General features: G+C 51.8%; 8 protein-coding genes and 2 riboswitches. Of the genes, 4 read left to right on the forward strand and 4 right to left on the reverse strand.

Going from position 1 to position 11,479, the window contains the following annotated elements; translation table 11 throughout:
- Positions 1-43 precede the first annotated feature (43 nt).
- From NSQ24_RS24730 to NSQ24_RS24740, 3 genes are all read right to left on the reverse strand, one after another.
- Positions 44-1,075 carry a BMP family protein gene (locus NSQ24_RS24730; protein WP_003388561.1) on the reverse strand — a complete coding sequence of 344 codons (1,032 nt, stop codon included), beginning with the start codon at positions 1,073-1,075 and terminating at the stop codon, positions 44-46.
- Between the two features lie 205 nt (positions 1,076-1,280).
- Positions 1,281-1,395, reverse strand: a riboswitch (SAM riboswitch).
- A gap of 89 nt (positions 1,396-1,484) precedes the next feature.
- On the reverse strand, positions 1,485-2,957 hold the full coding sequence (locus NSQ24_RS24735; protein WP_339166826.1) for a methyl-accepting chemotaxis protein: 1,473 nt from the start codon (positions 2,955-2,957) through the stop codon (positions 1,485-1,487).
- A 289-nt stretch (positions 2,958-3,246) separates the two neighbouring features.
- The gene (locus tag NSQ24_RS24740; protein ID WP_327927176.1) at positions 3,247-4,686 is read right to left on the reverse strand and encodes an NAD(P)/FAD-dependent oxidoreductase; all 1,440 of its coding nucleotides are present in this window, start codon (positions 4,684-4,686) and stop codon (positions 3,247-3,249) included.
- A 53-nt stretch (positions 4,687-4,739) separates the two neighbouring features.
- Positions 4,740-4,839, reverse strand: a riboswitch (purine riboswitch).
- Between the two features lie 739 nt (positions 4,840-5,578).
- Between NSQ24_RS24740 and NSQ24_RS24745 the strand changes: the two genes are divergently transcribed.
- The gene (locus NSQ24_RS24745) at positions 5,579-6,400 is read left to right on the forward strand and encodes a DUF6492 family protein (RefSeq protein WP_003388565.1); all 822 of its coding nucleotides are present in this window, start codon (positions 5,579-5,581) and stop codon (positions 6,398-6,400) included.
- A gap of 75 nt (positions 6,401-6,475) precedes the next feature.
- Here NSQ24_RS24745 and NSQ24_RS24750 read toward each other — a convergent pair whose 3' ends face one another.
- Positions 6,476-7,903: an alanine/glycine:cation symporter family protein gene (locus tag NSQ24_RS24750; protein ID WP_003388566.1), complete on the reverse strand. Its 1,428-nt coding sequence runs from the start codon at positions 7,901-7,903 to the stop codon at positions 6,476-6,478.
- 195 nt (positions 7,904-8,098) lie between these two features.
- On the opposite strand from NSQ24_RS24750, the gene NSQ24_RS24755 reads away from it, so the two are divergent.
- The 3 genes from NSQ24_RS24755 to NSQ24_RS24765 all read left to right on the forward strand — a co-directional run bounded on the left by NSQ24_RS24755 (position 8,099) and on the right by NSQ24_RS24765 (position 11,160).
- Entirely contained in the window at positions 8,099-9,286 is a 1,188-nt protein-coding gene (locus NSQ24_RS24755) for an amino acid deaminase/aldolase (protein ID WP_003388567.1), read from the forward strand.
- Positions 9,274-10,602 (forward strand): D-arabinono-1,4-lactone oxidase, encoded by a 1,329-nt coding sequence (locus NSQ24_RS24760; protein ID WP_122957981.1) that lies wholly within the window; start codon positions 9,274-9,276, stop codon positions 10,600-10,602. The genes NSQ24_RS24755 and NSQ24_RS24760 overlap by 13 nt, the downstream gene beginning before the upstream one ends.
- A gap of 174 nt (positions 10,603-10,776) precedes the next feature.
- A complete protein-coding gene (locus NSQ24_RS24765) occupies positions 10,777-11,160 on the forward strand; it encodes an OsmC family protein (RefSeq protein WP_122957982.1) in 384 nt (127 codons plus the stop codon).
- The last annotated feature ends 319 nt before the right edge of the window (positions 11,161-11,479 follow it).

The raw sequence follows: 11,479 nt of genomic DNA on the forward strand, positions 1-11,479 counted from the left end.
ACCGACTACGCTCATGTAGCCGGTTTCCGAATCAGCGCTCTCGCTATTGTTTCAGCGGGTCTGTCACGGTTCTCGTCCCCGCGACGATCTCATCCTTGATCGCTTTTACCTTGCTGACGACTTCTTCTCCAATGAACGGGTTCAGCGGAGTCGGGCTGTCATGCGTAACGTAGGTCACGCCGACGCCGTTCTCCTTCAGTCCGTAGGCGACGACACCCGGCTTCAAGCTGCCGTCCACAAATGCCTTCACCGTTTCATACACAGCGGAGTCCGTTCCTTTCAACTGGGACAGGACGATATGCTCAGGGTCGATGCTGGTCCGGTCAACGTCTTGTCCGGAGGTGTAGAAGCCTTTTTCCTTGGCTGCTTCAAACACGCCAAGATCTCCTACAGCCGCTGCGCCGTAAATAAAGTCCGCTCCTTTGGAAGCCTGCAGCAGCGCCAGCTCCTTCGCTTTTGCCGGGTCGCTGAAGCTGCCGACGTAGTTGATCTGCACTTCTGCGTTCGGGTTGGTCGCCTTGAGCCCTTCCTGAAAACCGACTGTCCATTTTTTCAGGATCGGAATGTCCATTGCTGCGACGATCCCTACCTTGTTGCTTTTGGTTGCCAAACCGGCAGCCGCTCCGACCAGGTATGCAGCCTCTTGCTCGCGGAACATGACACTGCGGACGTTGGGCAAATCAACTTGCGTATCGATGATGGCGAAGGTGCGGTCCGGATTTTCTGTCGCTACCTTTTTCAGCGCATCCTCGGCTTCAAAGGAAGACGTGATGATCAAATCGTATTGCTCGGCCACTGCCACGCGGATATTTTCCTCGATAGCCCCATGGTCTGTGGATTCAATCGTCTTGACATCCACCCCGAATTCCTGGGCGGCTTTCTTCGCTCCATCGTCCATCTGCTGGAAGAACGGGTTAACCCCGATTTTCTCGGGCAGCACCAGCGCGATCCGCTTTTTCGCTGTTTCTTGTCCGCCTGTCTGGGCTTGTCCCTTGTCTTCGGGGGCGCTGCTGTTTGTCGAGCATCCGGCTGCCAGTACAGCGAATGTCGTTAAAGCCAGAAGCAATTTTTTCATGATGTCCTCTCTCCTATCAATATCCCGAACGATAATATTCGTTTTTATAACAAAATATCGTTGGTTTATGGCGTGTATTAAAAATCAATTTGAATAAAATACGAATATTATTATATTTAATTAAATTAACGTTCGTCAACAACCTCCTTTGCACAAAGAAAAAACTCTTCCCGGAGGAAGAGTTTGCCGTATATCGCTAACCTCTTCCTCATCTCTCAGAACCCAAACAGGTTCTGTAGGAATTGGCACCTTTCTGTGCACGTGTGCACAGTGGTTGCCGGGCTTCATCGGGCCAGTCCCTCCGCCGCTCTTGATAAGGTAAGGTGAAACTATTTAATTGATATTGAATTCATTCTAGCAGATCAATTGAAAAATGCAATTCTTTTTTCAGCAATTTCAAACATTACGATTATCGCTGAAATGATTGCTGCAGCTTTGTCGACAAGGCGTTCAGCTCGCCCAGCTCCTCGGTAATCTCCCGCACCTTTTGGTGCTGGTTTTCCGCCGTCGCAAACAATTCCTCCAGGTTGGCAACAGACTCCTCGGTGACCGCTGTAATCGTAGACATCTCGGCCGCCACTTCCCCGGAGCGCATTTTCACGCGATCCATGCTCGTCCGCACATGCTCGACTGCCTCCAGGAACGCTTCCATGCCTGTTCGCACTGTCTCGATAGACGCCACTGTCTCTACCGCCAGCTCCTGTCCCTTTGCTACCGACACTTCGCCCGTGCTCATGTGCTTCACGGCGTTTTCACTCTCTTGATGCAGCGACTGCAAAATTTCGGTAATCTCCTGCGTAGCCGTCGCGCTTTGCTCAGCCAGCTTGCGCACCTCGTCCGCCACGACGGCGAAGCCCCGGCCGTGCTCACCCGCACGAGCCGATTCGATCGCGGCATTGAGCGCGAGCAGGTTCGTCTGTGTCGCGATCTGGTTGATCGTCTGGACGATTTCCTCGACCTTGTTGGCTTGCTTGTTCAGCTCGCGGATCGTCGAAGACGCCACATTGACCGCCTGAACGATTTGCTCCATTTGCTCGGAAAGCTCGCTCATCATGCTGATGCTTCCTGCCAAGCGGCGGCTGTTCTGATCCGCTTCCGCCTTCATGACGGCCGCTTGCTCGTTGACAGTCACAATTTCCTGGTCGATCGACTGCACTTCTTCCTCGATTTTGACAGTGGAATTGGCTTGGGATTCCATTCCGGTCGCCACTTCCTTGAAGGCGACCATCATCTCGTCCGTGTTGCGCCTTGTCGTCTCGGCATGCTCATGGACATGCACGGATGTGCGCTCCACCTGCTCTGTTACCATCTTGATATTCCGCAGCAGCTCTTCCAGGCGCTGCTCTTTGTCTTCGGCTTCCCGTCTCGCGCTGTCCGCTTTTGCAAGCGACGCTTGTCCAGCCAGACAGAGATAGGTGAGCCCCGCGATCATCAGCACGAAGGCGACAATGCGAAGCAGCAAATTGACTTCCGAAAAATGGCCGTCAAACAACTGGTAAGAACCGGTGTAAAATCCGATTAATGTCGCCGCAACCTGCATCGCCCCCGCCGATACAATCAGCTTCCAGTCCAGATAGGCTGCCAAAAAGCCCAGGACGATGAACGCGAGAAACGAGATTTCCTGAAACGGTGTATAGTGGTCAAATGCAATCGAGTAATAGAGAAGACCAATTCCGACCAGATACCGGATCAAGTAGCTGTCCTTGCGAATGAAGTACAACGGAGAAACGATCAGTGTTGCCAGCAAGCCTGCGGAGGTGACCTTCCAGAAGTTCACATCCATCTGACACGCGATCCAGCCTGCAACCCAGAGATGATTCCATAAAATAAAGATCATAAAGCCTTCTTTGTTCGTCAAGGTGTTGCGGACCAACTGAAACATATGTACCCCCTCTTGCCTGTCGTACTTGCGAAATGCTCTTGATGCCATTATAGACTGAGAAAAGTCCCAGCGACTACGAATAATGTAAGAATGTGTGAAAAAAGTTCCATCATTCGACTGGTTCTGAAGATGCACAACTGGTCGTTTTCGGCCTCGCATGCTGGCCAAACAATCTGCTGTCGAATTTCGTACCCATGCCCGCCACTCCCCTATATGCAATGCAAAAGCAGGTGCCCCGCTGTCTGCTTGAGACTTTGGAGCACCTGCTTTTTCCGATTTATAGACTATGCTACTGCAACGATTTTTTGATGATATTACGGGCGATCCATACGCCTGCAGCCCCGGCCTGTGCCAGTCCGCGCGTAATGCCCGCACCGTCGCCGCCGCAGTACAGCCCTTTGATTTCCGTCTCGAACTCCTCGGTCAGCTTTGGACGGGCAGAGTAAAATTTGGCCTCTACGCCATAGAACAGTGTGTGCTCGGAAGCGATTCCCGGTGTCACCTTGTCCAGCGCCTCGACCATTTCGATCAAGCTTTTCATCGTATTGTACGGCAGAACCAGGCCCAAATCGCCGGGAACGGCTTCCTTGAGCGTCGGCTCCAAAAACCCTTCGCGGATGCGGGACTCGGTAGAGCGGCGTCCGCGCAAAATGTCTCCGTATTTCTGGACGATGACGCCGCCATTGGAAAGATCGTTGGCGCGTTTGCAAATTTCGCGAGCGTATTCGTTCGGCTTGTCAAACGGCTCGGTAAATTTGTGCGAAACGAGCAGAGCAAAGTTTGTATTCTGGGAGCCCAGCGCAGGGTCCTTGTAAGAGTGGCCGTTTGCCGCCATGACGCCGCTGTGGTTTTCCACGACGACGTGACCGGACGGGTTGCTGCAGAAGGTGCGGACCCTCGTCCCGACCGATGTGTTGAAGATGAATTTTCCTTCGTACAGATGCTCATTGATCTCGCGCATCACCACGTCGGACGTCTCGACCCGCACGCCTACGTCTACCTGGTTGTTGTACATTTTCAGACGGCGCTTTTTCAAAATCCCCGTCAGCCAGGCGGAACCGTCACGGCCGGGCCCGATCATCACGTTGTCGCTCAAATATTCCTCGCCGTTTTTCAGCACCACGCCTCGAACGCGGTGACCGTCCGCTTCCTTGACCGTCAGGATATCTTCGACCTCGGTCTTGAACATCATGTCGATGCGCGTTTTCAAGTATTCATAAATCGACTTGAGAATCTCCAGGTTTTGCTCCGTGCCCAGGTGGCGCACCTCAGCTCTCAGGAGCTTCAGCCCTGCTGCATATCCGCGCTGCTCGATGCTTTTGATCGTTTCGGTCGTCGGATCGGTAATTGCTGTCGTCGCACCGTGCTCCAGGTTGATGGAGTCGACGTATTTAATCAGATCCAGCACCTGGGATGGAGCCAAATAATCGGTCATCCAGCCGCCGAATTCGGTGGTAATGTTGAATTTCCCGTCGCTGTACGCGCCGGCTCCGCCAAATCCGGCTGTGATCGAACAGGCCGGCAGACAGCCTGCGAAATCCTTCTTTCCTGCCGGGGGCGGGCAAAGCTTGATTTTCTCCTCCAAAATCGGGCAGCGGCGCGAGTAAATGTCATGGCCTTTATCAATCAACAGGACTTTTGCCTTCGGCGCTTTCAGTGTCAATTCATAGGCAGCGAAGATTCCTGCCGGTCCGGCACCTACCACAATCACGTCATATTCATTGTTCATATTATTCATGTTCATATCCTCCTCGCAATAAAAAAACCCAACAAGCGAACGGGTATAGCGATACACCCATTCGTAGTCAGGAATTTACGGTTCCTTGTAGAGACCCTCAAACCTTATTTCTGAGGATATACGAATCTGTCGGATTTTTCGTTTTTGAAACTCGCAACAATTTGCATGATAACGCAGATGATGAATCATGTCAATCAGTTGGATAATTTTTATTCGCCTTTTTATTGGTTTGGGCGTAAAACCATCGAAAGATCAGTCGTCTGACAACCTAAATCCGAACATTAAAACCGAACATTCGTGATTTAACTGTGGGATTTTCGTACATCAGCAGCTTATTTCCTTCACCGGACAGCGTGCCAAGAATTCTCCCAAATAGGACCGGCTGCTCCGGACGCCTCGTACACGATCAACAGTCCTCGTGAAAGCCCTGCATGTTCTGGTATGTTAAATATCTTTTTTGTCCTTTTGATTTGCCTGAAGCAATTCAATAATCTGTTTGTTTTGTTTTACGAGTTCTTTTGAGTTCATTGCGATAGAGAGTAAACAAGCAAAACTCAGCATACTGAGGATAAATATACCTAAAATCACATGATCACCTTCCCTTTTTTCCCACAATTATACAAGACCACGCATCATTCATTACAATTTCTCTGATTTCGACGAGACAAAGTGAGGAGGGTTTCAGGGTTTTACATAATTTGAACAATACATACTTAACTCATTGACTCAAGAAGGCAGACAGACCCCCATTTTGCAGGTTTTCCATATCTGTCGTATTCACCCTAAGGAAAAAAATCATATCCTATCTGGAACGTTCGGACACACTAGCCGACCTGTTCAGACACATATGCTTGAAAGTGCTAAGCGAAAAGGAGTTGAGAAGTTGACACATTCAGCAAACAGGACCTTCAACAGCTCTATCAAAATTGATGTCCTGATCCCGGCTATCGAGAAAGACCTTGGCACTCTTCCCTATGTCATTGACAGTATCCGTACACAAGTAAAGCATCCGATCGGCAAGATCATGGTTGTATCGCCACCAAGCAAGCGAATCCAAGCCCTTTGCCGGCGTAAAAACTGCACCTTCATCAATGAAAAACGCGTCCTTCCGATTACAAAAAAAGACATTCGCTACCAAACCAAACGCACCAATCGCTCAGGCTGGCTGCTTCAACAATTGTTGAAGCTGGCGGGAGGAAACCTGACCAAGCGAAGGTATTATCTTGTGATCGACGCCGACACCATTCTCATCCGCCCTCATGTCTTTCTCGTCAACGGGAAAACCGTTTTTTACTGCCGTAACTGGAGTCGTCCCGAGTATTTTCGCACCTATAAGAAATTGCTGGGGACCAAGCCAACCGCCTCGCGCTCTTTCGTTGCCCACTATATGCTGTTCGACAAATCGAAGCTCTCCCGACTGAAGTGGAAAATTGAGGCCAGGCATAAGACTAGGTGGTACTGGGCGATTATCAAGAAGACCAACAAACAAAGTTATGCCGGCTTCTCCGAGTTCGAAACCTACGGTAACTTCGTGAAAGCTCACTACCCCGGTCATCTGGTTGCAAGAAGTGCCCTTAACAAAAGCTGCTCCTCAACACCAGCATCACTTACTCGTGAGCAACTCTTCAGAATGGCCCAGAAATACAGGTCTATCTCCTTTCATAAACGCCGCTGGTATATCCGGAAGACCGGCTTGAGAAAATGAAGAGCCCGGTTTTTTATCAACAAAAAAAGAGCGGTCCCCTGTTTAAGGACCACTCTTCCATATCCGTTGCCAACGTTATGATACTGCTTTTTTCTCGCTCGCTTCCTCTGACCAGCACTCGACCTTCGGGAGGCCTGGGATGGAGCTTGCGTGAAATACCGGATTCTTGCCGGCTTTCTTTTGCTTTGTATAATCCTTCAGAGCGGCAAATGCGACTTTCCCCAGCACGGCGATTGCAAACAGGTTGAGGAGCGCCATCAAAGCCATGAAGAGATCGGCGAGATCCCAGACAATGCTGATTTTGGCTACCGATCCGAACATGACCATGCCCACTACCAGCAGGCGGTAAATCGTCAGCCACTTCTTGTCCGACTTGATAAACTCGATGTTGGTTTCCCCGTAGTAGTAGTTGCCTACCACCGAGCTGAAGGCAAACAAGAGGACGATCAAAGCGACAAACGAGCTTGCCCAGCCGCCTACATGCGAGCTGAGCGCGGCCTGGGTGAGGGCGATTCCGTCCAGTCCTTCTGTCGTATACATGCCGGAAAGCAGCACGATAAATGCAGTAGCACTGCAGACAAGCAGGGTATCGACGAAGACACCAAGCGCCTGAATGAGCCCTTGCTTCACAGGGTGCGTCACATCAGCTGTAGCTGCAGCGTTGGCTGCGCTCCCCATACCCGCTTCGTTGGAAAACAGTCCCCGCTTGATGCCCTGCATGATCGCAGCACCAAGACCGCCGCCGACCACCTGCTCCATGCCGAACGCCGACTTGACGATCAGGGCAAGCACGCCCGGAAGCTGTCCGATGTTGGTCACGACGACGAAGAGCGCAACGAGTACGTAGGCCCCAGCCATGAACGGCACGAGGAATTCAGCTACCTTCGCAACCCGTTTGACACCACCAAAAATGATAATACCAGTTACAACCGAAAGAATTACTCCCATCAGAGTACGGTTGACGCCATAGGCAGTCTGAAACGCCTGGGTGATCGTATTCGCCTGTACGGCGTTGAACACAAACCCGAAACAGAGCGTAATCAGGATGGCGAACAGCACACCCATCCAACGCTTTTTCAGCCCTTGCTCCATGTAGTAGGCAGGGCCGCCGCGAAAGCCGCTCGCATCCTTCACCTTATAGATCTGCGCCAGTGTGCTTTCCACGAACGCAGAAGCGGAACCGATCAGGGCGATCAGCCACATCCAGAAGACAGCCCCGGGTCCTCCCACAGAGATCGCCATGGCTACACCGGCCAAATTCCCTGTTCCGACCCGTGACGCGGTACTGATGCAAAAAGCCTGGAAGGAGGAAATGCTCTCTTTCTTCTTTCCTGCCCCTTTTGCTCCTTCGCCCAGGAGGCGGAACATTTCTCCTGCCATTCGAAATTGCACGAATTTTGTTTGAAAAGTAAAATAAATACCTAAAATAATGAGCACTGCAATGAGGATTTTCGACCACAGGAAATCATTGAAAATCCCAACAAGATTCTCTAAAAACGCCATCAATGCACGAGCACCCCCAGTTGTCTATATATCAACAAATTATACGTCAGTTAGTTTATCACAAAACGTTCAAAAAGAAGTGTGCCAAATTTTCTATTTTGTGCTTCCCTGGCAAAACACAAATATTTCATGAATAAACGGAATATTTGTACTATGATGAGTGTTAGCAGTGCATTGCGGGAAGGTGGCTGTTCCGTGCGCGATTACCGCTACTATCAAACGATATTTGCTGGAATCCCCAAGCCTTTTGCCTTTGTCGATCTGGATCTACTCGGGATCAATGCCCAGCAGATCCGCCTCCGCAGCCAGGGAAAAATGATTCGCATTGCCAGTAAATCGATTCGCAGCGTCGAGCTTTTGAAGCATTTGCTGGAGATGGATGACTGCTTTCGGGGAATCATGTGTTATTCGGCCCCGGAAGCTCTTCATCTGGCTAACCACGGTCTGGATGACCTGTTGCTGGGATACCCGATATGGGAGCCGGTTTGGCTGGAGAAGCTGGCTATAGCCGTCAGGGACGGACACGCCATCACATTCATGGTCGACTCGGTCGAGCATGCAGAACACCTGGAAAAGTTCGCTCGTCAGTTCAAGGTAAGACTGCCTGTATGTCTGGATGCCGACATGTCCACCGACTTTTTCGGACTCCACTTCGGTGTCTGGCGTTCTTCTGTGCGGTCCATCGAACAAGCCCTCTATGTCCTGCGCCGCATTGTCGCGTCCGATCACCTGGAGGCAGCAGGCTTGATGGGGTACGAAGCGCAGATAGCCGGGGTAGGCGACCGCGCGCCAGGAAGCATTTTCAAAAATATCGCCGTCCGTATGCTCAAGCATGTGTCTCGACGTGAAATTCGCGACCGCCGCGCCTTGCTCCTGGAAACCGTCCGACAGATGGGAATTTCCCTCCGCTTTTTTAACGGCGGCGGCACCGGAAGCCTTCATTGGACGGGAAAAGAAGACGCAATTACTGAAGTGACAGCCGGTTCCGGATTCTTTGCTCCCGGCCTTTTTGACCACTATATCGATTTTCGCTGCCAGCCGGCGGCCGGTTATGCAGTCGAGATCGTTCGCAAGCCTGCTGCTGGTATTTTTACCTGCGCTGGAGGTGGCTTCATCGCTTCGGGCTCAGCCGGGAGAGACAAACTCCCCAAGCCTTACCTGCCGAAAGGTGCTTCTCTGCTTCCAAACGAAGGGGCTGGCGAGGTACAGACACCGGTTCGCTACCGCGGAGGGGAGACTTTGCAGCTCGGCGATCCGATCTTTTTCCGCCACGCCAAAGCGGGCGAGCTGTGCGAACACTTCACCCGGCTCTACTGTGTGTCAGATGGACGTATCGTCAAAGAAGTGACGACTTACAGGGGGGATGGCTTATGCCAATCGTGAGCAAGTCCGGAAAGCTGTGGAGAAACTGGGCCGGCAATGTGCAGAGCCGGCCTGACCAGATCGTTTTTCCGGGAAGCATTGCCGATGTCGTCGCCATCGTGAAGCAATGTGCCGGGCAGGGGCTGCGCATCCGTGTAGTCGGTTCCGGCCACTCGTTTACAGGTCTGGTCCAGACCGATGAATGCCTGTTGTCTCTTGACCGTCTGCAAGGTCTGGCAAGCGTAGATGCCGAAAAAGGAGTCGCCGAGGTATGGGCAGGGACCAAGCTGAAAGCGCTCGGCGAACTGCTTCACTCCCACGGCCTCTCTCAAGAAAATCTGGGGGATATCAATGCCCAATCCATCGCTGGAGCAGTCAGTACAGGAACACACGGCACGGGCATCCGGTTTGGCAGCCTGTCCACGCAGGTTGTCGGCCTGACCATCGTAACTGCAGCAGGTGAGGTGGTGGATTGCTCGGCTGAGAGCCATCCTTCCTTGTTTCCCGCCCTGCAGGTATCGCTCGGTCTGCTCGGAGTGATCGTCAAGGTACGCCTTCGCGTCATCCCGAAGCTGCAGCTCCGATACGAGAGCATGCGGCTTCCCGTGGAAACATGTCTGGACCAACTGGACAAATGGACCGCAGAAAACCGTCATTTTGAATTTTTCCTGTTCCCCTACTCACAGCTCGTCCAGGCCAAACGCATGAATGAAACGGCTGACCCCCCTAGTCCATATCTGCGCTGGAATCATTTCAAACAACTCATTTTGGAAAACGGCTTTTTCTGGCTCCTCTCCGAGAGCTGCCGCCTATTCCCGCCCCTGTGCCCGTCCGCAAGTCAGCTATCCGCCAAAGCTGTGCCTTCCGTCTCGGGAACGGGTTTGAGCCACCGTCTCTTTGCCACCCCTCGTCTGGTGCGCTTCCACGAGATGGAGTACAGTGTACCCGCCGACCGGATGAAGGAAGTAATTGAGGAGATCCAGACAGCGATCGAGCGGCACCGTTTCGCCGTCCATTTTCCCATCGAGTGCCGTTATGTAAAAAAGGACGACATCTGGCTCAGTCCCGCCTACGAACGAGATTCAGCCTACATTGCCGTCCACATGTACAAAGGCATGCCTTACCAAGCCTACTTTTCTTGCGTCGAAGAAATTTTTTGGAAATACGGAGGCCGTCCTCACTGGGGAAAAATGCACAGGATGGACACCGCAGGATTGCACAAGGCTTTCCCTCGCTTGAAGGACTTTCTGGCTGTCAGAGAAGAGTGGGATCCGCAGGCCCGATTTGCCAATGACTATCTGTCGCATCTCCTGGGCATAGCATCCGGCTCTCCGTGACCGTCTATTACGCATGTTTCGGCCTATTGCTTTATTGCTTCTTTGTCCGCCATTGGGGCAAGGCCCCCGGTTCCATCAGTGACCTTTACTCCATTTGTACTTCTTCTGTTCATCCCGGACAGCTCTTTCTTTATAATGGGAGCAGACAAATCAAAGCGAGGAGGCTTCCCTTTCATGGAATTCACGGCCAAGGAACACGGTTTTGTAGCACATCTGTCTTATGGAGATCTTCACGTTTCCGGTGACGAACAGTACGGGTTTCGCCCGTTTCAATTGCTCGTTTCCTCCATTGCGGTCTGCGGCGCGGGCGTATTGCGGAAGGTGCTGGAAAAGATGAGGATGCCCTGCAGCGACATGAAAGTGACTGCGGACGTGGAGCGCAACGAGGACAAGGCAAACCGGGTGGAAAAAATCCATCTTCATTATGTCATCACGGGGGAGCAGCTTCAGGCGGACAAGGTGAAGAAAGCGATTGAGCTGGCTAGGAAAAACTGCCCGATGGCGCAATCGGTCGAAGGAAGCATTTTGATTACGGAGACGTTTGAACTGGTTTCCTGAAATAAAAGATTAAAAGCTCTATAAGGGGTAGGACGGGCTTTGGGGGAGGAGATGAAACAGAAGAAAAAGGCTCAAGGCTCGGTGGGACACTGCTTGGGGGATTGACTGGCCGGCTTCATTTCAAAAGCGGGACCGCGTCCAAAAGCAGATGGTTCGAGGGTGCGTTTTCAGAGGTTGGACGCTGAAAGCGTGTCCCGCTTTTGAAATGAAGCCTGGGAGGTGTCCCAAAGGCCTTCGCATTTTTCTTCTGTTTCATCTCTACAGCTTTGTCCTTTACTGTCTTTTGGCAGGTCAATCAGAGAAGAAGGCTTAAAAGAGT

Source organism: Brevibacillus sp. FSL L8-0520, from assembly GCF_037963895.1.
GTDB lineage: Bacteria > Bacillota > Bacilli > Brevibacillales > Brevibacillaceae > Brevibacillus > Brevibacillus borstelensis.

Excerpts from the sequence above, each read along its gene's own strand:
- NSQ24_RS24765 (WP_122957982.1), top strand. The coding sequence starts at position 10,777 with ATGGAATTCACGGCCAAGGAACACGGTTTTGTAGCACATCTGTCTTAT.
- NSQ24_RS24750 (WP_003388566.1), bottom strand. The coding sequence starts at position 7,903 with ATGGCGTTTTTAGAGAATCTTGTTGGGATTTTCAATGATTTCCTGTGG.
- NSQ24_RS24740 (WP_327927176.1), bottom strand. The coding sequence starts at position 4,686 with ATGAACAATGAATATGACGTGATTGTGGTAGGTGCCGGACCGGCAGGA.
- NSQ24_RS24760 (WP_122957981.1), top strand. The coding sequence starts at position 9,274 with ATGCCAATCGTGAGCAAGTCCGGAAAGCTGTGGAGAAACTGGGCCGGC.
- NSQ24_RS24735 (WP_339166826.1), bottom strand. The coding sequence starts at position 2,957 with ATGTTTCAGTTGGTCCGCAACACCTTGACGAACAAAGAAGGCTTTATG.
- NSQ24_RS24730 (WP_003388561.1), bottom strand. The coding sequence starts at position 1,075 with ATGAAAAAATTGCTTCTGGCTTTAACGACATTCGCTGTACTGGCAGCC.